Raw genomic sequence first — 21,970 nt, forward strand, 5'->3', positions numbered from 1 at the left:
GTTATTTCCTTTCTCCGTCTTTATCAAAATGAACATTTATAGCTTGTTCTGTTTTTATAACTGAAACGGCTAAAGAAAGCAGTAGTATAGCCATGGGTTGCCATGTAACTTTAGGGTTTATATATGCTAAAGCGAGTGCAGCTATTAATGAAATAGCAGAATAAATTAAAAACTGTTTGGTAAAAACCGTATTAGCAAACTTCCAGATATCTTCATTTTTCATGGTTCTCGAAGTTCTGTAACCATATAAATAATTGATCTTTTTCGGAGGGAAAAAGTAAAATATTAAACTAAATATAAATAACAATCCGTTTACAGATAATACATAGTAGTATGGGTTCATATATATTTTATTTCTTTTTTATGGGCCTCATTAATCCTTCTTGTGCTACAGATGCTACAAGCTTACCATCTCTAGTAAAAATATTTCCTCGTGCAAAACCTCTTGCACCAAATGTATTTGGACTTTCAATTGAAAACAACAACCAATCATCAAAATCAAAATCTCTATAAAACCACATAGAATGATCTAAACTTGCCATTTGTGTATTGCCAAAGCTAGCCACACTTGCATTCGGATTTAAACAAGCCGTAAGAATATTATAATCTGATATATATGTTAACACCTGTTGTTTTATGGCTAAATCCAATCCTTTAGCTTCTCCTTTTAACTTAAACCAAACATCAACAACTGGTGGTAAATCCTTTCTTTCAAGCGGATTAGGAACATGTAAAGGTTTAAAATCAATTGGGCGCTCTATAGCTAAGAATTCTTTGGTTTTTTGAGGCAAAAAATCACCAAACTGATTCAACATATCAGTCCAACTTAATAATTCTTCTGGTTGTTTAATTTCCTTTTTCATTTCTACTTGATGTTCATATCCTTCTTCTTGTTTATGAAAAGAACAAGCTAAAATAAAAATGGTTTTCTCTTGTTGATGCGCAGTTACCCTTCTGGTAGAAAAGCTTCCTCCATCTCTAATAGTTTGCACACTATAGGTAATAGGTAAATTTAAATTTCCTGCTTCTAAGAAATATGCGTGTAGCGAATGTAAAATACGTTGTTTAGGTATAGTTCTATAGGCAGCATTTAACGCTTGTGCTAATACTTGTCCTCCAAAAACATTTGGACTACCAATATCCTTACTTTCTCCGTTAAAATTGTTGTTACCTATATTATCAAGTGTAAGAATTTCTAGTAATTCTTTTGCATCTTTCATTAGGGTCATTTTTATCGAAACGTAAAGATACCCCTTTACGTTTGCTGCACCAAATTTTTAACTTTAAACGGAAAGTTTTGTCGGAATGGAGTAGGTTGTAATTTATGAATGAACATGCCCAAAATTTTGTTAGAAATAGTGTTTTTATGTCGTAAATAAATAGTTAGATCTTGTGGTTGTGCTCCTACCGAACTTTTTATCTCGCTGGCGGTTCTTCCAAAATTAATGGTTTTCAGGTCTCTTTCAATGGCTATTTGCACATAATCATACAACATACGTTGGTAAATAGCATATTCTCTGTTATATTGATAATCAATGCCTACAAAATGAGCATCTAATGTTTGATTATTTATCATCCCAGATAAAAAACCAACTAGATGAGAATTTAAGAAATAGGCTTGCACAATATAATCTTTACCTAAGTTTTTCTTTAGTTCTTTAAACGTGTCAATAGAAAACTCACCTAGATTAAACCCTGCTTTTGTACATACATTGTTGTATAACTCTTGCATTTCATTTTTGTATGTTTGTAAAGTGTTTTCATCTACAGAAACTACTTCTAGAAAACAACTTCTTTCAATGGCTTTTTTTGCCTTTACACGGAACTTGGTTTTCATTGCAGATAGATAATCATTAAAATCATTCCAATCAGTATCTACTTGCATAATCATATTAGGTTCAACATTGAACGAACTGTATTTACACTCATGCAATTCATCTGAAATCACTAAAGATTCTTTGATAAAATCTTTAAGCATAAATGCACTGATTTGTTTTCGTAGCTTTTTATCGGTATTTACAAAATTGACCAATGATTTTGCTAGTTCGTTCAGTACTTTTGGTTTGTCTTGGTCATTTTTTATAAAAATACCATGCTCTCCACTTACAAATGTATTTCCGCAAGTAAGGATTTTAAATGGTTTTTCAGGAGAAATGATGCCTAAACTTCTACCAAAACATTTGATTCTGTTAATTAAACTTTGAAAATTGTTTTGAACACGGTCTAAATAAAAATCTATAATTTGAATAGTAGCGAAAGCTTTTGCTAGGTTTTGCTCATCAAATAAAACCAGATAAAAAAATTGAATTTTTGGGTGATTTTTAGCAATTACTGATAGGTATTTTGGACTGAAATACACACTGTGTGTACAGTCTAACTGATGCCAAATTTCTTCGGGTATTTCCTCAACCGAAGTAAAATAGCGAGCATTAATGTGATTCTTACAAAAGTCCAATTGTGATAAAATAACCCCTAATTTGTCGGTAAAATACTAAAACTTTACAAATGATAATAAAAAAACAAAAAACACTGTAATATAAGCTATTACAGTGTTTTTAATTTGTGTTTGATATAATTATCCTACAATATTGATAATTTTACCCGGAACAATAATTACTTTTTTAGGTGTACGTCCTTGTAATTGTTGTTGTGTTTTTTCATGAGCCATTACTGCTTTTTCAATATCATCTTTACTTAAATCTAACGGTAAATTGATCTTGAATCGCATTTTACCATTAAACGATACCGGATACTCTTTTTCTGACTCTACTAAATATTTTTCCTCAAACTTAGGGAACGTCGCAAACGCAATTGATTCCTCATTACCTAACTTGCTCCATAATTCCTCAGCAATATGCGGTGCATACGGAGAAATTAACACTAACAATGGCTCTAAAATAGCACGTTTGTTACATTTTAATGCTGATAATTCGTTAGCCGCAATCATAAAGGTAGAAACTGACGTGTTGAACGAGAAATTCTCAATATCTTCTTCTACTTTTTTGATGGTTTTATGTAAGGTTTTTAACTCATCTTTAGTTGGTTCTGCATCAGAAATTTCAAAAACATCACCGTTGTGGTATAATTTCCAAAGCTTTTTTAAGAACGAATGCACACCCGAAATACCTGATGTTTTCCAAGGTTTGTATTGCTCTAACGGGCCTAAGAACATTTCAAACAAACGTAAACTATCAGCACCATATTCTTCACAAATCTGATCTGGATTTACAACATTGTACTTCGACTTGGACATTTTTTCGACTTCTCGAACGAGTTTTTTAAAACTTGAATCTCTTTCGGTAATTAAATTATACGTTTTTGTAAAATTCATAACATCTTGAATTCTACCTTCTTTAATTTCATCATTACTAGATACTAGATTCACATCAACAGATACAGGTCTTATTGGAAATGGTAAATTGTAATGAGGAAATTCACAATCGTATTTTTTACAAATTTCTTCAAATCTTTTTGTTAAGTAAAAAAAGTTTAATCTTTCTTCATCATCAAATGAATTTAAAATAGATTCTTGGTGGATTTTATCTTTAATAAAGTAATCCTGAATCTTTCTAAAGTTATTCTTATAAAATTCTGATATACCGTGACTTATAAGAGTTTCAAATTCATAACTACCAAGCTGAGCTCCTTCTTTATCCCAAAAAGATAATTTTATCACATCAACATAAGCACTCGTACCTAAAATCATACCTTGGTTGATCAATTTTTTAGCAAACTCATCTACAGGAACCATCCCTAAATCATACAAGAATTTTTGCCAAAAACGTGCATATAACAAGTGGCCTGTTGCGTGCTCAGAACCCCCAATGTATAAATCAACTTCTTTCCAGTAGTTTAACGCTTCTTTACTGGCAAATTCTTCAGTATTTCCTGCATCCATATAACGGTTAAAGTACCAAGAACTTCCTGCCCACCCTGGCATGGTGTTTAGTTCTAATGGAAACACACTCGTGTGATTTATTAATTCATTAGAAACTACTTGATTCTTCTCAACGTCCCAAGCCCAAACCTCAGCGTTTCCTAATGGTGGCTTACCATCTTCGGTAGGTAAATACTTTTCTACTTCTGGTAACACAATTGGTAAATGCTTTGTATCAATCATTTGCGGCATTCCGTCTTTGTAATACACTGGGAATGGTTCACCCCAATAACGCTGACGACTAAATACTGCATCACGTAAACGATAGTTTATTTTTCCGTAACCAAAACCGCGTTTTTCTAGTTCATAGATCACGGTTTTCATTCCTTTTTTATAGTTTAATCCGTTTAAGAAATCAGAATTCGACAATACGGTTTTTTCTTTATCGGCAAATGCTTCTTCAGAAATATCAACACCTTCAAAAATGTTAGGGATTTCTAATCCGAAGTGTTTAGCAAAATCATAATCACGTTGATCGCCACATGGAACCGCCATAACCGCACCTGTTCCGTAGCTTGCTAACACGTAATCACCAATCCAAATTGGTACTTGTTTGCCCGTAAACGGATGCAATGCATACGCACCGGTAAACACTCCAGAAATAGTTTTTACATCGGCTAATCTATCACGCTCCGAACGTTTAGAAGTTGCATCTACGTATGCTTCAACAGCTTCACGCTGTGCATCAGTAGTAATTTTAGCTACTAATTCGTGTTCTGGAGCCAACGTCATAAAACTTACTCCATAAATAGTATCAGGACGTGTAGTAAACACGTCAATTTTAGCATCATGACCATCTACATCAAACGAAACCATTGCTCCTTGCGAACGACCAATCCAGTTGGTTTGACTGTCTTTTAATGGTTGTGGCCAATCGATGGTATCTAATCCGTCTAACAAACGTTGCGCATAGGCTGTAATTCGCATTGACCATTGGGTCATTTTTTTACGAACTACCGGATGACCTCCACGTTCAGAAACTCCATTTACAATTTCATCATTCGCTAAAACGGTTCCTAAGGCAGGACACCAGTTTACCTCGGTATCTGACAAATAAGTTAAACGATATTGTAATAAAATTTCTTGTTGTTTTGCTGATGAAAAGCCTTTCCACTCATCCGCAGAAAACGTACTAATATCTTCATCGCAAACAGCATTTACGTTTGCATTTCCTTCAGCTTCAAACTTAGCAACCAAAGTTGAAATGTCTTCAGCTTTATCAGTATCTTTATTGTACCAAGAGTTGAACAATTGGATGAAAATCCACTGTGTCCACTTATAATATTCTGGGTTTGACGTACGCACTTCACGAGACCAATCGAACGAAAATCCGATTTTATCTAACTGTTTTCTATAGGTAGCAATATTGGTTTCGGTAGTAATTGCAGGATGTTGCCCTGTTTGAATCGCATATTGTTCTGCAGGTAATCCAAAACTATCATACCCTTGTGGATGCAATACATTAAATCCTTGATGGCGCTTGTAACGCGCATAAATATCACTGGCAATATACCCCAATGGATGCCCCACATGTAAACCTGCTCCTGATGGATATGGGAACATGTCTAACACATAATATTTTGGTTTATCTGATTGGTTACTGGCTTTAAATGTTTGATTTTTTGCCCAGTATTCTTGCCATTTTTTCTCGATTTCTCGGTGATTGTATTGCATTGTTTTATTTTGATTTCAGTCATTACGAGGATTGAAATGACGAAGTAATCTTTTTATTGAGATTGCTTCACTTTCATTTAGACTACGCTCAATGTAGCAGTTCGCAATGACACTAATTTTGAAGTGGCAAATTTACGTTTATTCTTATGAAAAAGAAAAGTCCCGATAGGTTTTTGCATCGACTTCGCTCAGCAACCGAACCTATCGGGACTTGATATTGATTTGATTTACATTTTTATCCTTTTACCGGAACGGAAACTACAGTGTTTCCCCATCCTAGATGCATGTTAAAACTGGCATCTTCTCCATCAAATACAATTGAAAATGCTTCAATAGCTTCCGCTGCTTTAGAAACTTTTCCTGTAACACGTACCACATCTTCTTTGTCGTTATACATATACGATCCCCACACATTTTGTGCAGTATTTAAAATGATAGTCCATTCTGTTTCACCAGGAATGGTAAACATGGTATATGTTCCTGCTTTCACTTCTTTCCCGCCAAAAACTACATCTTTATAAAAAACCACTTCTGTTGCTTCATTGGCTCCTGTACGCCAAACTTTACCGTTACGGGCTAATTTACTTAATTGTCTTCCTTTTAATTGTGGGCGACTGTAAATTACTTTTACAACTTTATCTGATACTCGGTAACTTGCCGGGTATGAAGCTGCATCCATAGGGCTTTTGTCTAAATTCGAGAATTTTTGTGCGTTTACTGAATTTGTTGCTAATAAAGCTACTACAAAAACTATAATTGTTACAATTGATCTTTTCATTTTAAGGGGTTTGTAGGTTATATTACTTTCAAAAGTATTAATCTATACTTAAAGAAACACTAAAAATATCGTAAAAAATAAATTTTTAAAAATTATAATTTATATAAATACTAGAGCGATATTTTACTTTTATAACATCTTTTGCTAAACTTTGCTGTATGGGAAAAATAGTTTGAGTACCTACGGTTATATTTTTTGTGTTATACTCAATTCCTAAAGATGTAAATAGTGCATATCCTTCTGTATTGCTTTCTGGTAAATTAAACACTTCATTTTTTTCATAAAATTCACCTGAAAACCCTAATGATGGAACAAATGCTCGTTTTTTAGCATCTTTTAAAACATAAAAAAAAGTACTGTTAAAATTAAACTGATTACCAAATTTGTAATCTTTACTATTAGCTGTTTTATAGTAATAGTTTATGTAATTATTAATTCCGAAAGAATTGTACTTATAGATGTATTGTAAATTTGCTATATAATCAACACTTCCTGTTCCTAATTGAAAACTTGGGTTAATAGAATTGCTAATTTCCTCATTATATTTACCAGTTGGAAGCTTAATTCCTCCTCCAATTTTTAATAAATGATTTGTAGAGGAAACTTTATCAGTTTCTTCATTGTAATTACCACTTTGTTTGTTTATTACTACATAATTTGCAAATAAACTAATATCACCTAAACCACTTATTGAGGTAGTTCTATCAATATATTCTCTACTATGAAAATGAAAAGGAATAAATGCCTGTATTTCAATTTTTTCATTAATTGGAATTTTAGACCAAACTTGAGTTGTATTAAAAAACTCATTTATTTCAGGCGAGTTAGAAAATATTCCATCTTTTGACACATACTTTTGATACAAATATCTAACTCCAATAAAATTATTGTCAATAACTCCGCCCATTCCTAGGCTACCTCCGTTATTACTACAACCACAAGCATCACAATCCTCTAAAAACAATCTATAATCTGATGGAAACGGATTGATTGCTATTGTTTTTATTGAAAAAATCAAGAAAAACATCAGAAATATTGGTTTATTATTCTTTAAATCGTTCATCATTAATAAATTCTTCATCGGTTAAGGTTTTTAAAAAAGCAATTAAACTTTGTTTTTCTTCGGAAGTAAGATTAATACCGGTTGAGCCATCTGAGTTTTTAAGGATAGGATCTAAATTTTCAGTTTCTTGAACCCCGTTTGAATAAAAATTCAATACAGATTCTAATGAGCCAAAACGACCATCATGCATATAAGGAGCTGTTAAAGCCACATTTCTAAGACTAGGTACTTTAAATTTATATTTATCCTCTTCTATAAGCGTAACTCGCATTCTCCCTAAATCATTGATCTCTACGTTTACTGGTAAACCATTATTTCTAAAAGCATCGTCTGTAAACAAATCTGTTGTATGACAAACAGAACATTTATTTTTAAAAATTTCCAGTCCTTCTTTTTCCTGCACACTAAAAGTTACATCGTTTTCATTTCTAACATACTTATCGTATTTAGAATTTGCAGAAACCATCATCAACATAAATTGTGATAAGGCTTTAAATGTGTTTTCTGTATTTATTTTACCATCTTCAAAAGCTAAAGCATATAAATTTTGATAATCTATATCTTCTTGTAGCTTTTCAAGTACATTACCAACGGTTTCTCCCATTTCATCTGGATTGGTAATTGGGATAATAGGAAACAAATCAAGATGAAATGTAGCCCCATCCCATGCAAATTCTTTTTGAAAAGCCATGTTTTGTATAGGTTGAGAGTTTCTGAAACCTTGTTTGTTATCAACACCATGGCTAAATTGATGTCCGTGGTGTGTAAATGCAAATTGTTGCTGATGACAGAAAGAGCATGAAACAACTCCGTCTGAAGATAGTTTGCCATCGAAAAATAATTTTTTACCAAGTTCAAAACCTTTTTCAGTTATAATATTTTTCTCTAAGTTATACTGAATTTCAGGGAAATTACTTGGTTTTTCAAATGCCAAAGGCATATTTGTGTAAACATCTTTTTTACTATTACAACCAATTAAAAGCAACAACACACCTATAAAAAATGCTGTATTTCTCATTTTTAAAAGTATAAGACAATAACCCTAGCAAAAAAATTCTGCTAGGGTTATATTATTTTTTAATTATGTTGTTGGCTTCCATCACCATTATGTACATGATGTACAGTAAACATATCTATGTTATTATCAGCAATTATGGCAGCTTTATCACCACCCATAATAGATTCTTCTTCAGAAAGATTAATTTTTTGAGCTCCGTCTAACATTTTGTTAGCGTCTACAACAATATGAATTTGAGGAGATTTATTGCTACTAACTAAAGCAACATTCATTCCTAATTCAACTTCTTTATAAAGATCTACAGCAGTTCCTCTACTTGCAATATGTAATTTGAAAGGTAATTCATCAACTTGTGTTTCTGAAGTGAAATCACCTTCTAAAACAACAAATTTATAGCCCGCTTGCCAGCTCCAAGTTAGTGCATAATTTTCTGCTTTGGTCCAAAAGTCTTCTTGTGCTGCTTGACCTTGAGTATACCTTTCTTGATCTACTCCAATTCCAAATTTAATTTTAGTGTAATTTCCGGCAGGAACATTTTCTAGCATTACTTTAACATTCTTTGTTTTATTGGCCCCAGCTATGGTTTGTCCTCCTTCGCTAATTATAAAATAGCTTTTTTCTTTTGGATATACATACTCTTCACCAGTTTCAGTAACCAAAACAAAGTTGCTTACAATGTAATCGAATGCCGAAATTTTTAATGTTTCTTCGTTACCATTTACATAAGTGCTTCCTAAGATTAAATCGTCTCCATTAAAAGAATTGTCAAATTCAATAGAAACCATGTTGTTTCCTTCTAATTTTTCTGATGCTTCATCATCACTACAAGACATGAAAGTAAAGGCAATAGTAATTGCCAATAAACTAAATATTTTTTTCATTTTAATTTATACTGTATTCTGTTTTGATGGTTATGGTATACACCAAACCATCAAAGCAATTATTAATTTTTTGAATTTATTTTTCTGATTTTAAGTAATCAGAAGACCGTTATTTAAAATGAAAAATTGGGTGGATGGAAAACAGACTTTACATCTAAGTACGAGTAATTATCTGAATAAAAGAATGAATTGTTAGAAGTGTAATTCTCTAATGTTTTTGTATTAATTAGACTTAAAAGAGAAATGAATCCAACAGGATATTCTTCCATAGAAATTCGAAGTGATTTAAAATCATCTTCCTGTTGTTTTTTTAATTCTTTCATTAAATGACACTTACCATTACATTCTAATTCTGGTTTGTCTTTGTTAATACACAACACTTTAGAAATATAATCGTAATTAATAGCATACTCTACAAAAGGAGCTATGGGGCGTAACATGGCAATCATGTACAACCACACAAGTAGAAATATGCCTATTTTTTGTTTCAAAAACAGATGTTTTTAATCGTTTGCAAAGATACTGTTTAATGCATCAATACTAACATGATAAATATCTGTTTTCTTATTTTAATTTATTCTAAATAAAACAGTATATTTGCACCAGATTTTTTGGTTATGATTATATTTTATACCCCTGAAAATAAAAAAGTTACCCCTATCGTTTCACTTTCAGAGCAAAGTTCTTCTTGTAGTACTTCTTGTACTGCTAGTTGTTTAAAACCCAAATCGAAGTGTTGTAATAAATACAAGAAGAAAGGTATAAATTGTAAGCGCTGCCCTTTAACCTACGAATTTAAAGCCGTTTCATAAAGCTAGTTTATATATTAAATGCAAAAATCCTTGACAAGTGCCAAGGATTTTTTTGTTATATGCTTATTAACTTACTTGAAGTAAGAAATAGTTTTTCTTTCCTCTTTGTAATAACACATATTTATCAGCTATTAAATCTGATGCTGTAATAACGTAATCTTCTTTAATCTTTTCTTTGTTAACAGAAATCGAATTCTCTTTTAATGCTCTACGAGCATCTCCATTAGACTTTAAAAAGTTTGTTTTTGCTGCTAAAGCTCCAATCATATCCAAACCTTCTTTAATATCTTCGGAAGAAACAGTTGCTTGTGGAACTCCTTCAAACACATCTAAAAATGTTTGTTCATCTAAGTTCTTTAAATCATCAGCAGTTGATTTTCCAAATAAAATATTAGACGCTGCAATTGCTTTTTCTAATTCTTCTTTTGAATGTACAAAAGTAGTTACCTCTTCAGCTAATCTCTTTTGTAAAACACGTACATGTGGTGCATCTTTATGTTCTGCAATCAAAGAATCAATAGTTTCTTTATCTAAAAACGTAAATATTTTAATATACTTTTCTGCATCTTCATCCGAAGTATTTAACCAGAACTGATAAAATTTATACACAGAAGTTTTATCTGCATCTAACCAAACATTTCCTCCCTCAGACTTCCCGAATTTAGAACCATCTGCTTTGGTAATTAACGGACACGTCATTGCGTATGCCTTAGCATCATCTTCATCGGTCATTCTTCTTACCAATTCAGTTCCAGTAGTAATATTTCCCCACTGATCTGAACCTCCCATTTGAAGCTTACAATCAAAGTTTTTATACAAGTGATAAAAATCGTACCCTTGAATTAATTGATACGTGAACTCTGTAAAGCTCATTCCGCTTCCACTTTCTCCTGAAATACGCTTTTTTACAGAATCTTTTGCCATCATGTAATTTACCGTGATACGTTTACCTACATCACGAGCAAACTCAATGAACGAAAACTTTTTCATCCAATCATAGTTATTCACTAAGATGGGTGAGTTTTTAGAACCGTTATCAAAATCTAAAAAGCGACCTAAGGTTCTTTTAATTCCCTCAACATTCTTTGCTAGAGCCTCTTCATTTAACAGGTTTCTCTCATCTGATTTTCCAGATGGATCACCAATCATACCAGTTGCTCCACCCACCAATGCAATGGGTTTATGGCCTGCTTTTTCAATGTGTACCAACAAAATAATGGGCACTAAACTACCAATATGTAACGAATCAGACGTTGGATCAAAACCTATATAAGCAGCTGTCATTTCTTTTTGTAATTGCTCTTCGGTTCCAGGCATCATATCATGAATCATACCTCTCCAACGTAATTCTTCTACTAAATTCTTGGTCATTTGTCTTTGTTTTTAGAGCCACAAAGATACATTTATCAACTAAAAAATTCTATTTTCGTTGCATGATTTTAGTTACCGGAGGAACAGGATTGGTAGGATCTCATTTATTGTATCATTTAGTCAAGGAAAATGAGACTGTCCGTGCTATTTTTAGATCTGAAGAAAAACTTCAAAAAGTAAAAAAAGTATTTTCTTATTATACTGATGATTTTGAAAACCAATTTTCAAAAATTGAATGGATAAAAGCAGATATTACAGATGTTCCTTCTTTAGAAATTGTATTTTCTAATGAGATAGAATACGTTTACCATTGTGCTGCACTAGTATCTTTTGATCCGAAAGATTACCGTAAAATGCGACAAGTAAATATTGAAGGAACAGCTAACATTGTTAATTTTTCTATTGATACAAAAGTTAAAAAACTCTGTTTTGTAAGTTCTATTGCTGCGGTTGGAGATGCTATTAACGGTAATATTATTACCGAAGAAAATGAATGGGCAGATACAGGAGAAAGTCATGGATATTCAATTACAAAATATGGTGCCGAAATGGAAATTTGGAGAGGAAGTCAAGAGGGAATTGATGTTGTAATTGTTAATCCGGGAGTAATTTTAGGAAGTGGTTTTTTTAACGAAGGCTCTGGTAAAATGTTTACTCAGGTTTATAACGGATTTAAGTTTTACACGGAAGGAATAACGGGGTTTGTGGGTGTAAGAGATGTTGTAAAAGCGATGATTGAGTTAACTAAATCAGATATAAAAAATGAACGTTTCGTTTTAGTGTCTGAAAACAAATCATTTAAAGAAATTTTCTTTAGTATAGCTGATGTTTTTGGTAAAAAAAGACCTTCGATAAAAATCGGAAAAATTGCAACTTCTATTTTTTGGAGAGTTGATTGGTTGTTAACAAAAATTACTGGAAAAGAACCTCTACTTACCAAAAACTCTGCAAGATCATCTCATAAAAAAGAATTTTATTCCTCTGAAAAAATAAAAAATGCTCTCAATTTTAAATTTGAAAGCATTGATATGGTTATTAAGAAAACTTGTGAAGAGTTTTTGTTGTAATTACTGTTTTTGTATTGGACGCTTTAATTTTTTATCTAATGTAAAACTTCTAATACTATCTTTTAATTTTGAGTTTGAAACAACTTTTTTTATAGAATCTGATTTTAAAGGAGTTTTTAGTTTTTCATGCCTTTTGATAGAATCTAAACTATCTAATTTTAGTTGATAAAATGTATGTTTTTTGTCCAATCTCTTTTTTACCTCACTAATTAAGTCATTATACTCTTGTATTTTTGAAGTATAATAAGTGTTGCTAGCATCAAAACGCGTACTATCTATTTTATACTTTTCATATACAAAGGCCATGTAATTTACATTTCTTTGTAAGTATATGTTCTTAGTATTTTTAGCTGAAGAAGCAATGTACATGTCTGTTAACAAAGCAATCATTGAATCTTTTGGAATCAAATTTTTTGGCTTCTCATAAATAGTATTACTGGTACAAGAAACCATTAAAAAAACTAAAAATATATAACCTAAAACCCTCATTTATCTATTAAATGCTAATCTTTTTCCTTTAATCTCTTCGTTAAACTCTCCGTTGTTATACATCAAGTTTCCATTGATGAATGTATGTGTAATCTTTGATGAAAACTCAGTTCCTTCAAAAGGAGACCAACCACATTTATACAGTACATTTTCTTTAGAAACCGTCCATGGATTTTCAGCATCAATCAACACCAAATCTGCATAAAACCCTTCTTTTATAAATCCTCTTTTTTCAATTTTGAAGATTTTAGCAGGATTATGGCTCATTTTTTCTACTGCTTTTTCAACAGAAATTATTCCTTCTTTTACCTTTTCAAAAATAGCTGTAACTGCGTGTTGAACTAACGGACCACCACTTGGTGCTTTTGTATATACATTTGCTTTCTCTTCTAATGTATGCGGAGCATGATCGGTAGCAATAATATCAATTCTATCATCTAATAAAGCTTTCCAAAGTCCGTCTTTATCTTTTTGTGTTTTTACTGCAGGATTCCACTTAATAAGCGTGCCTTTTTTATCATAATCAGCATCTGTAAACCATAAATGATGCACACAAACTTCGGCGGTGATTTGTTTTTCTTCTAACGGAATATCATTTCTAAATAAATGTGTTTCTTTTTCCGTAGACAAATGAAAAACATGCAATCTGGCTCCTGTTTTTTTAGCTAACTCAATGGCTTTTGATGATGATAAATAACAAGCTTCCTCACTTCTGATAATCGGGTGAAGCTTCACCGGAATATCATCTCCATATTCAGCTTTGAATTTTTCTGTATTTCTTCGGATGGTTTGCTCGTCTTCACAATGAACAGAAATCAGCATTTTAGTTGAAGAGAAGATCTTTTCTAAAACTTCTTGATCATCAACCAACATGTTTCCTGTTGAAGAACCTAAAAACAACTTAATCCCCGCAACATTTTTCGGATTTGTTTTAAGTAATTCCTCTAAATTATCATTGGTTCCACCAAACATAAACGAATAGTTAGCGTATGATGTTTTGCTTGCTATTTCAAACTTGTCTTCTAATAATTTTTGAGTTGTTGCTTGCGGAACCGTATTCGGCATTTCTATAAACGATGTAATACCACCTGCAATGGCAGCTTTACTTTCGGTAGCAATATTTGCTTTATGTGTTAAACCCGGTTCACGAAAATGCACTTGGTCATCAATCATTCCCGGAATTAAATATTTTCCTTCTGCATTGATCATTTCAAAATCTTTCGATGGCTGAATTTCTTCTGCAATTTTTGAAATGAATTCTCCTTCAATCAAAACATCGCCTGTAAAGACCTTGTTTTCATTAACAATTTTTGCGTTTTTTATAAGATATGATTTTGACATTTTATTCTGAAATTTTTAAACGCATATTTATTAAATCCTTTTTAAAACCAAACTTTTCATAGGCATTAAGTGCTGATACATTATCTGCATAAACATCTAATTTCATTTCGTATATATTTTTAGATGTAGCCCAATTTTTTAAAGCCTCTAAAATTTTACCACTAACTCCTTTACCTCTATACTCAGGTTTTACAAACATAAAACCTACATACACATGTTTAGAATGCTTATGGAAAGATTTTGAATTTACAATTCTACCGTAACCAGAACCTATTAATTGGTCATTATCAACAGCAACAACTACTTCTGCATTTTCTGATGAGATATAAGTTTTTAAATCATAATAATGAAAGTGTTCGTCTTTTAATGCATCATCAAATTGGCGTTCATATTCAATAATTCCTTGCTCAAACTTTAATAAGGTTTCTAATTCTTCTATTTTAGCAGGTCTAGTTACTATGTCCATATTATTTTGGCAGCCCTTTTAATCTCATTTTAATAACTCCAAACAAAGCCTCAGAAACTATAGAACCACTCATTTTAGATTCTCCTAGTGTTCTATCTGTAAAAACCACAGAAACCTCTTTAATATTGAATCCGTGTTTCCAAGCTTTAAACTTCATTTCTATTTGAAAAGCGTATCCTACAAACTTAATTTTATCAAGCTTAATGGTTTCTAAAACTTTTCTGCTCCAGCATACAAAACCGGCTGTGGTATCGTGCACCGGAATTCCAGTAATAAATCGCACATATTTAGATGCAAAATACGATAGTAAAACTCTACGCATTGGCCAGTTAACTACATTTACACCAACCGAATATCTTGACCCTACCGAAACATCTGCTCCTTCGTTTTTACAGGCATTGTATAAACGCACTAAATCGTTTGGATTGTGAGAAAAATCGGCATCCATTTCAATAATATACTCATATTCTTTAGCTAGTGCCCATTTAAATCCGTGAATGTATGCTGTTCCTAATCCATTTTTACCTTGTCTTTTTTCAATATGTAATCGATTGGGAAATTGTAGTTGCAATTTTTCTACAATATTAGCAGTGCCATCAGGAGAATTATCATCTACAATTAATATATCAAACTCTTTTTTTTGATTAAAAGTAGCTTTGATAATTGCTTCGATATTTTCTTTTTCGTTATAGGTTGGAATTATAACTAGCGTATCAGACATAAATATATTTCTTCAAAAAGTTGAACAAAGATACACTAAATTATTACTAATTTTGTGTTAATTGACAAGCCCCTGTAATTACTCAATGGAAATTATTGAACGTAATTTTTTAACGAATGATTGGATTACCCTAACTTTTATTGTGGGTGGTATTTTGTTGGCTTTAATGAAATTATTTAAACCCCAACATTTGTTAGGGTACGCTATTGCTTTTTTTACCCAAGGTTTTATTGAAAAAAAGGCAGAAGAAAATCCATCAATTTTCACTCCTTTTCATGCTGTTTTGTTTGCGTTTAGTATCATTACTATCTCTTTAACAGGCTATTTGATACTTCCTTATTTTGGATTTCAACAAAATTTTTTGGTCTTTTTAGGTATTTTAGGAGGAACAGCAATTTATTTTTCTGTAAAAACAGGATTACATCAACTATTTGCATTTGTATTAGATATTGAAGATTATACTAGATATTTTTTATTTACTAAAAACGGTTATTTATATACTCTTTGTCTTTGGTTGTTTCCTGTTTTAATAGTTCATCAATATTGGTTGAAAAACACAAGTATTCTTATTGTTCTTGTTCTTATATTATTTGCCTTTAGAGGGCTTTTAATTCTTTTTAATAATAAAAAAATAGTCTTTCATAAGTTGTTTTATTTTATTTTGTACTTTTGCACTCTCGAATTAGCACCTTTGTTAATCCTCTATAAAACAATAACTAAATAAAAAAAAGTTTTATGAAAGTTAAAACTATTTTAGTATCTCAACCAGAACCAAAAACAGAGACTTCACCGTATTTTGATCTGGCTGAAAAGCAAAAAGTAAAGGTTGATTTTCGTTCATTTATACACGTAGAAGGTATTCCGGTTAAGGAAGTTCGCGCACAAAAAATTGACTTGAAAAATTACACAGCTATTATTTTAACCAGTAGAAATGCAGTAGATCATTTTTTTAGAATTGCTGAAGAAATGCGATATACTGTGCCTGATGATTTAAAATACTTCTGTCAATCTGAAGCAGTAGCATACTATTTACAAAAATATGTAGTATATCGTAAGCGTAAAATATATGTAGGTACACGTACATTTCCTGAATTAACAACCATTATTAAAAAACATAAAGACGAGAAGTTTTTATTACCATCATCAGATAAACTAAAGCCAGAAATTCCTGTTGAATTAGATAAATTAAAGGTAAACTGGACTAGAGCGGATTTATACAGAACAGTGGTAAGTGACTTATCGGATTTGGAGAATGTTTTTTATGATATTTTAGTGTTTTTTAGTCCATCTGGAATTGATAGTTTGTTTCAAAACTTCCCAGACTTTAAGCAAAACAACACTCGTATTGCTGTGTTTGGTAATTCAACTGTGAAAGCTGTTGAAGAAAGAGGTTTGCGTGTAGATATTGCTGCGCCAACCCCAGAAACACCTTCTATGACTATGGCTTTAGAAAAATATATTAAAGACGTAAACGGAAAGAAATAACCTATTTTCAAAACCTATAAACCAAACCCTTGCAACTTAGCAAGGGTTTTTATTTTATTAACTATGTTTGTTTTTACAAACAACGTTGATAATTTTCACAATTTTATCAGAAAAAAATAGTTGTATAGCATAATGAAAACATTGAAGGAAACCCAACATAAGCTTTTCAAAAAAGAGAATGCAACCCTTTTATTAAAATACATAACAGGATTATTTCTTTTCGGACTTCTTTTAATATTCTTACTATTCTTATCAGTATATTTTGAATTGTTTGGTAAATTACCTAATAAAGAAAATTTAACTTCTATCATTAATGAAGAAGCATCTTTAATTTATTCTTCTGATGATGTTATTATTGGGAAGATTTTTGCGGAAAACCGAACCAATGTTAAGCTAGAACAAATCCCTCAACATCTAAAAGATGCTTTGATTGCTACAGAAGACAAGCGTTTTTATTCTCATAACGGTTATGATGGTCAAAGTTATGCTAGAGTATTTTTTAGGAGTATTTTAATGCAAGATGCCTCTGGTGGCGGTGGAAGTACCATTACACAACAATTGATTAAAAACCTCTACGGAAGACAATATCATGGGTTTTTAAGCATGCCTATTAATAAGATTAAGGAGCTTATTATAGCGCGTAGAATGGAAACCTTGTACAACAAAGATGAAATTTTGTTATTGTATTTGAATTCGGTTCCTTTTGGCGAAAATAATTTCGGAATAGAATCTGCTGCTAATCGATTTTTCAATAAGTCAGTGAATGAGTTAAACATTGAAGAATCGGCTGTTCTGATAGGTATTTTAAAGGCTAATACTTTTTACAATCCGAGGTTATATCCAGAAAACGCTAAAAAACGCCGAAACACCGTTCTTCAATTAATGAACAATGAAGCTTATTTAAGCAACAAATCCAAAGATAGTTTACAAAAATTACCGATTACACTTTCTTACAAAAACCTAGAAACGAATGCTTCTGCGGGTTATTTTGCATATCAAGTTAAAAAGAAAACTGATGAAATTGTAAAAACCATAAACGAAACAACCAACAGCAATTATAATTTAGAAACTGATGGTTTAAAAATACACACAACCTTAAACTTCAACATTCAAAAAATTGCTGAAAAAGCAGCCAAAGAACAGCTGATTATCAAACAAAAGCAATTAGACAAGGAGCTACAATCAAAGATTTTAAAAAACAAATGGTTAAAAGGACAAGAGTTTTCAGCTGAAGATAAACAAAACAGGACTATGAAGTTGTTTGATTGGGACAGTACAAAAACCATTACAGGAAACAAAATTGACAGTCTTTGGCACTATGCAAAAATGTTAAATGCCTCTGTATTGGTTACGAATCCGAAGAACGGAGCAATTATCAGTTGGGTTGGGGGTAATAATTTTACAACTCTTCCTTTTGACATGGTATTGTCGCATCGTCAAATAGCCTCGGCTTTTAAGCCTTTTTTATATGCTACCGCTTTAGAAAATAAAATTTCACCTTGTGATTATTTTGAAAACGAGGAAAAAACGTATAAAGAGTACGAAAATTGGAAACCTGAAAACGCTGATCATACTTCAACTCCTGATAAAAAAGTGGCATTATGGTATGCATTGATTCAATCTATGAACATCCCTAGTGTTAATCTTTATTTTAAGTTAGAAAAAGAGTGGTTAGCAGAATCATGCAGAAACTTAAAATTTCCAGAAATTACTGATAATACACCCTCTGTTGCCTTAGGAACTCTTGACGTTTCGCTTTATGAAGCTACAAGAGCTTATGGTACCTTTGCCAATGATGGTGAAATAAGAGATTTATACATGATCAGTAAAATTACCGATAAGGAAGGTAATATCATTTATGAAAGTGAAGAGCCAGAAACTGAAAGAGTTTTTACTAAAGAAAGCGCTCAAACAATTACAACTATTTTGCAAAAAGCAGTTGAACAAGGAACTTCTTCTAAAATAAGGAATACTTATAAAATTATAAGTCCGTTAGCAAGTAAAACAGGTACTGCACAAAATTATACCAACGCTTGGTTTATGGCATACACACCGAATATTGTTTTGGGAACATGGGTTGGAAACACTAAAAACACCATTCATTTTAACAGTGGAAATGGTTCTGGTTCGTCGTTAGCGTTACCAATTATTGCTACTATTCTGAAAGAAATAGAAAAAGATCCTGAACTAAAAAAAGAATACCTAACCTCTTTTGATATTCCTGAAGAAATTTCTTCATCAATCAATTGTCCTCCTTACAGAGAAAAAGGGATCAAAGGTTTTTTTAATCGACTTTTTAAAAAGAAAGAGAAAAGGAAATAAAAGGTAACTTTAAGCAAATAAGGTTGCAAAAGCTTCTTCAATTTTACCCACTAAAATCAATTTAATTGTATGATTTTTACTGGTGATTTTATTGTATTTGGAAGTTACGAATGTTTTATACCCTAATTTTTCTGCTTCGTTTATACGTTGTTCTATTTTTGAAACCGGACGGATTTCACCTGCTAAACCAACCTCAGCAGCAAAACACACATTCGGATTGATAGCTATATCTTGATTCGACGATAAAATAGCGGCAACCACTGCCAAATCAATTGCAGGATCATCTACATGAATTCCTCCTGTAATGTTTAAAAACACATCCTTAGCGCCTAATTTAAAACCCGCTCGTTTTTCTAACACCGCTAAAATCATGTGCAAACGCTTTAAATTATATCCTGTGGTGGTACGCTGAGGCGTTCCATAAACAGCAGTTGAAACCAGTGCTTGAATTTCTATCATTAACGGGCGAACACCTTCTAAGGTTGAGGCAATCGCAGTTCCGCTTAAATCAGCATCTTTTTTAGAAATTAATATTTCTGATGGATTGGAAACCTGTCGTAATCCGTTTGAAAGCATTTCATAAATACCTAATTCAGCTGTAGACCCAAAACGGTTTTTTTGTGAACGTAAAATTCGGTAAGTATGATTACGGTCACCTTCAAACTGCAACACCACATCTACCATGTGTTCTAAAATCTTAGGTCCTGCAATATGTCCTTCTTTATTGATATGGCCAATTAACAATACCGGAGTTGCGGTTTCTTTTGCAAATTTTATCAATTCTGCGGATGTTTCTCTGATTTGAGAAATACTTCCCGGTGATGCCTCGATAGAATTGGTGTGTAAGGTTTGAATAGAGTCAATTACCAATACATCTGGCTGAACATCTTCAATATTTTTAAAAACCTGTTGCGTATTGGTTTCTGTTAGAATTAAACAATTTGAGTTTTGAGCATTTAATCGTTCTGCTCGCATTTTTATTTGCGACTGACTTTCCTCACCCGAAACATACAATACTTTTTGACTGATATTCAAGGCTACTTGCAACAATAATGTTGATTTACCGATACCAGGTTCACCGCCTAATAACGTAACTGAACCTTTTACCAATCCGCCACCTAAAACATTGTCTAATTCAGCATTATTGGTTTTAATTCGCTCTTCCGGATTTAGTTCAATTTCTTCAACACGAAGTGGTTTGGATACTTTTTTTGCAGTTTCTGACTGTTTCCAATTTCTTTTTTCTTCTTTTTGAATAACTTCTTCTACAATAGTATTCCATTGTTTACAAGTATTGCATTGCCCTACCCATTGCGCATGTTGCGTTCCGCAGTTTTGACAGAAAAAAGTGGTTTTGGTTTTAGCCATAAATATTATTTGAAAAGTTTAAAGTTAAAATGTTTAAAGGTTAACTTCATAAACAAAAATACATTAATTGATAATATAAGTTGATGATTTTGTTTTTGACCTTAAAGTAAATTTGCGTTAGTGATTGAGGCATTTGTTTAAGCTCTTTTGCAACGCAAAAAGCGAGTGCGAAAAGCGCGACCCGCTTGTCCTGAACTTGTTTCAGGAAAGGAAAACGCCCTAATTGCTTTTATTTTTATTGTAAATAGGAAGGAATAGAAAAGATAATCCTCCAAAAATGATAATCATTGCAGTTTGAGCAGTCCACATAATCCAACCAAAAGCGTTGGCAGGTTCTTCGGGAATATTGAATAATGCAAAAGCTCCGGCAACTGCAACAGGATACAAGCCAATTCCGCCATTGGTAGCCGCAATACTAAATCCGCCTGCAATAAATCCGATTAACACCGCTCCAAACGGAACTTGCAAGTTCTCAATTGCAGGGACTGTTGCCCAAAACATAGCCACATACATTAACCAAATGAAAACTGTGTGGAAAATGAAAGCCCACTTGTTTTTCATCTTGAAAATACTGGTGGCTCCTTCTATTAAACCGCTTACAAATGTTTTGATTTTAAACAAAAAGCCTGATTCTGCGCTTCTAACAAAATGAGAAAAAATAAAAAATCCGATGATTAAAACTACCAAAGCAATAATAATTTTATATGGATTAAAATTTTTGGTAAGCAATTCGTAAATAAAATCGAACTGAATTAATAAGGTAAAACTAATAATGATAAGCATCATTATTAAATCAGCAATACGTTCGGCAACTATGGTTCCGAAGCCTTTTTCAAACGAAATACCTTCATAATTAGTCATTACAGCGGCTCTTGATACTTCTCCTGCTCTAGGTACTGTTAAATTAACTAAATACGCTACCAAAACTGCCATGGTGCTGTTACCAAAATCAGGCTTATAACCCATAGGTTCCAGTAAAAATTTCCATCGATAAGCACGAGAAAGGTGACTTAAAATTCCGAAGAATAACCCGAGTGCTATCCACCAATAATTGGCATTTTTAAAATACTGCAGTAAGGTTTCTATAGAAATTTTTGATATAGAATACCATACTAAAAAACCTCCCAAAGCGAGAGGTAATATGGTTTTAATGATTTTTTTTGCTGGTGAACTCAAA

20 protein-coding genes are annotated in these 21,970 nt (G+C 32.2%); 4 read left to right on the forward strand and 16 right to left on the reverse strand.

What is annotated here, in order from left to right:
• Position 1 precedes the first annotated feature (1 nt).
• From SLH33_RS06815 to tyrS, 10 genes are all read right to left on the reverse strand, one after another.
• A complete protein-coding gene (locus SLH33_RS06815) occupies positions 2-343 on the reverse strand; it encodes an SdpI family protein (protein WP_320418334.1) in 342 nt (113 codons plus the stop codon).
• 7 nt (positions 344-350) lie between these two features.
• The gene (locus tag SLH33_RS06820) at positions 351-1,220 is read right to left on the reverse strand and encodes an acyl-CoA thioesterase II (protein WP_320418335.1); all 870 of its coding nucleotides are present in this window, start codon (positions 1,218-1,220) and stop codon (positions 351-353) included.
• Between the two features lie 35 nt (positions 1,221-1,255).
• Positions 1,256-2,455: a GNAT family N-acetyltransferase gene (locus SLH33_RS06825; protein ID WP_320418336.1), complete on the reverse strand. Its 1,200-nt coding sequence runs from the start codon at positions 2,453-2,455 to the stop codon at positions 1,256-1,258.
• A gap of 120 nt (positions 2,456-2,575) precedes the next feature.
• Positions 2,576-5,611 (reverse strand): leucine--tRNA ligase, encoded by a 3,036-nt coding sequence (locus tag SLH33_RS06830; protein WP_320418337.1) that lies wholly within the window; start codon positions 5,609-5,611, stop codon positions 2,576-2,578.
• A gap of 235 nt (positions 5,612-5,846) precedes the next feature.
• Entirely contained in the window at positions 5,847-6,389 is a 543-nt protein-coding gene (locus SLH33_RS06835) for a DUF2911 domain-containing protein (protein ID WP_320418338.1), read from the reverse strand.
• Positions 6,390-6,474: 85 nt separating this feature from the next.
• Complete coding sequence (locus SLH33_RS06840) at positions 6,475-7,470, reverse strand: transporter (RefSeq protein WP_320418339.1); 996 nt, start codon at positions 7,468-7,470, stop codon at positions 6,475-6,477.
• The gene (locus SLH33_RS06845; RefSeq protein ID WP_320418340.1) at positions 7,433-8,470 is read right to left on the reverse strand and encodes a cytochrome-c peroxidase; all 1,038 of its coding nucleotides are present in this window, start codon (positions 8,468-8,470) and stop codon (positions 7,433-7,435) included. The genes SLH33_RS06840 and SLH33_RS06845 overlap by 38 nt, the downstream gene beginning before the upstream one ends.
• Before the next feature lie 59 nt (positions 8,471-8,529).
• Positions 8,530-9,351 (reverse strand): MbnP family protein, encoded by an 822-nt coding sequence (locus tag SLH33_RS06850; RefSeq protein ID WP_320418341.1) that lies wholly within the window; start codon positions 9,349-9,351, stop codon positions 8,530-8,532.
• A 113-nt stretch (positions 9,352-9,464) separates the two neighbouring features.
• Positions 9,465-9,842 carry a hypothetical protein gene (locus SLH33_RS06855; RefSeq protein ID WP_320418342.1) on the reverse strand — a complete coding sequence of 126 codons (378 nt, stop codon included), beginning with the start codon at positions 9,840-9,842 and terminating at the stop codon, positions 9,465-9,467.
• 387 nt (positions 9,843-10,229) lie between these two features.
• Positions 10,230-11,534: a tyrosine--tRNA ligase gene (gene tyrS, locus SLH33_RS06860; RefSeq protein ID WP_320418343.1), complete on the reverse strand. Its 1,305-nt coding sequence runs from the start codon at positions 11,532-11,534 to the stop codon at positions 10,230-10,232.
• A gap of 62 nt (positions 11,535-11,596) precedes the next feature.
• On the opposite strand from tyrS, the gene SLH33_RS06865 reads away from it, so the two are divergent.
• Positions 11,597-12,601 (forward strand): SDR family oxidoreductase, encoded by a 1,005-nt coding sequence (locus tag SLH33_RS06865; protein ID WP_320418344.1) that lies wholly within the window; start codon positions 11,597-11,599, stop codon positions 12,599-12,601.
• On the opposite strand, the gene SLH33_RS06870 is transcribed toward SLH33_RS06865, so the two are convergent.
• From SLH33_RS06870 to SLH33_RS06885, 4 genes are all read right to left on the reverse strand, one after another.
• Positions 12,602-13,009: a DUF4296 domain-containing protein gene (locus tag SLH33_RS06870; protein ID WP_320418345.1), complete on the reverse strand. Its 408-nt coding sequence runs from the start codon at positions 13,007-13,009 to the stop codon at positions 12,602-12,604. It lies immediately after the preceding gene.
• An 81-nt stretch (positions 13,010-13,090) separates the two neighbouring features.
• The gene (locus SLH33_RS06875; protein ID WP_320418346.1) at positions 13,091-14,431 is read right to left on the reverse strand and encodes a dihydroorotase; all 1,341 of its coding nucleotides are present in this window, start codon (positions 14,429-14,431) and stop codon (positions 13,091-13,093) included.
• Position 14,432: 1 nt separating this feature from the next.
• Entirely contained in the window at positions 14,433-14,897 is a 465-nt protein-coding gene (locus tag SLH33_RS06880; RefSeq protein ID WP_320418347.1) for a GNAT family N-acetyltransferase, read from the reverse strand.
• A 1-nt stretch (position 14,898) separates the two neighbouring features.
• Positions 14,899-15,618, reverse strand: a complete 720-nt coding sequence (locus SLH33_RS06885) for a polyprenol monophosphomannose synthase (RefSeq protein ID WP_320418348.1) — start codon at positions 15,616-15,618, stop codon at positions 14,899-14,901.
• 85 nt (positions 15,619-15,703) lie between these two features.
• On the opposite strand from SLH33_RS06885, the gene SLH33_RS06890 reads away from it, so the two are divergent.
• The 3 genes from SLH33_RS06890 to SLH33_RS06900 all read left to right on the forward strand — a co-directional run bounded on the left by SLH33_RS06890 (position 15,704) and on the right by SLH33_RS06900 (position 19,425).
• On the forward strand, positions 15,704-16,342 hold the full coding sequence (locus tag SLH33_RS06890; RefSeq protein WP_320418349.1) for a DUF4271 domain-containing protein: 639 nt from the start codon (positions 15,704-15,706) through the stop codon (positions 16,340-16,342).
• 11 nt (positions 16,343-16,353) lie between these two features.
• A complete protein-coding gene (locus SLH33_RS06895; RefSeq protein ID WP_320418350.1) occupies positions 16,354-17,103 on the forward strand; it encodes a uroporphyrinogen-III synthase in 750 nt (249 codons plus the stop codon).
• A 132-nt stretch (positions 17,104-17,235) separates the two neighbouring features.
• Positions 17,236-19,425, forward strand: a complete 2,190-nt coding sequence (locus tag SLH33_RS06900; protein WP_320418351.1) for a transglycosylase domain-containing protein — start codon at positions 17,236-17,238, stop codon at positions 19,423-19,425.
• 9 nt (positions 19,426-19,434) lie between these two features.
• On the opposite strand, the gene radA is transcribed toward SLH33_RS06900, so the two are convergent.
• Together radA and SLH33_RS06910 are read right to left on the reverse strand one after the other, a co-directional pair.
• Entirely contained in the window at positions 19,435-20,793 is a 1,359-nt protein-coding gene (radA, locus tag SLH33_RS06905; RefSeq protein ID WP_320418352.1) for a DNA repair protein RadA, read from the reverse strand.
• Positions 20,794-21,012: 219 nt separating this feature from the next.
• A complete protein-coding gene (locus tag SLH33_RS06910) occupies positions 21,013-21,969 on the reverse strand; it encodes a lysylphosphatidylglycerol synthase transmembrane domain-containing protein (RefSeq protein ID WP_320418353.1) in 957 nt (318 codons plus the stop codon).
• Between the last annotated feature and the right edge of the window lies 1 nt (position 21,970).

Source organism: Tenacibaculum sp. IB213877, from assembly GCF_034043975.1.
GTDB lineage: Bacteria > Bacteroidota > Bacteroidia > Flavobacteriales > Flavobacteriaceae > Polaribacter.

What these genes read in the sequence shown, in the direction of transcription:
- SLH33_RS06850 (WP_320418341.1), bottom strand. Translation starts at nt 9,351, where the DNA reads ATGAAAAAAATATTTAGTTTATTGGCAATTACTATTGCCTTTACTTTC.
- SLH33_RS06830 (WP_320418337.1), bottom strand. Translation starts at nt 5,611, where the DNA reads ATGCAATACAATCACCGAGAAATCGAGAAAAAATGGCAAGAATACTGG.
- SLH33_RS06885 (WP_320418348.1), bottom strand. Translation starts at nt 15,618, where the DNA reads ATGTCTGATACGCTAGTTATAATTCCAACCTATAACGAAAAAGAAAAT.
- SLH33_RS06865 (WP_320418344.1), top strand. Translation starts at nt 11,597, where the DNA reads ATGATTTTAGTTACCGGAGGAACAGGATTGGTAGGATCTCATTTATTG.
- SLH33_RS06835 (WP_320418338.1), bottom strand. Translation starts at nt 6,389, where the DNA reads ATGAAAAGATCAATTGTAACAATTATAGTTTTTGTAGTAGCTTTATTA.
- SLH33_RS06840 (WP_320418339.1), bottom strand. Translation starts at nt 7,470, where the DNA reads ATGAAGAATTTATTAATGATGAACGATTTAAAGAATAATAAACCAATA.
- SLH33_RS06875 (WP_320418346.1), bottom strand. Translation starts at nt 14,431, where the DNA reads ATGTCAAAATCATATCTTATAAAAAACGCAAAAATTGTTAATGAAAAC.
- SLH33_RS06900 (WP_320418351.1), top strand. Translation starts at nt 17,236, where the DNA reads ATGAAAACATTGAAGGAAACCCAACATAAGCTTTTCAAAAAAGAGAAT.
- SLH33_RS06880 (WP_320418347.1), bottom strand. Translation starts at nt 14,897, where the DNA reads ATGGACATAGTAACTAGACCTGCTAAAATAGAAGAATTAGAAACCTTA.
- SLH33_RS06895 (WP_320418350.1), top strand. Translation starts at nt 16,354, where the DNA reads ATGAAAGTTAAAACTATTTTAGTATCTCAACCAGAACCAAAAACAGAG.
- SLH33_RS06820 (WP_320418335.1), bottom strand. Translation starts at nt 1,220, where the DNA reads ATGAAAGATGCAAAAGAATTACTAGAAATTCTTACACTTGATAATATA.
- tyrS (WP_320418343.1), bottom strand. Translation starts at nt 11,534, where the DNA reads ATGACCAAGAATTTAGTAGAAGAATTACGTTGGAGAGGTATGATTCAT.
- radA (WP_320418352.1), bottom strand. Translation starts at nt 20,793, where the DNA reads ATGGCTAAAACCAAAACCACTTTTTTCTGTCAAAACTGCGGAACGCAA.
- SLH33_RS06890 (WP_320418349.1), top strand. Translation starts at nt 15,704, where the DNA reads ATGGAAATTATTGAACGTAATTTTTTAACGAATGATTGGATTACCCTA.
- SLH33_RS06815 (WP_320418334.1), bottom strand. Translation starts at nt 343, where the DNA reads ATGAACCCATACTACTATGTATTATCTGTAAACGGATTGTTATTTATA.
- SLH33_RS06845 (WP_320418340.1), bottom strand. Translation starts at nt 8,470, where the DNA reads ATGAGAAATACAGCATTTTTTATAGGTGTGTTGTTGCTTTTAATTGGT.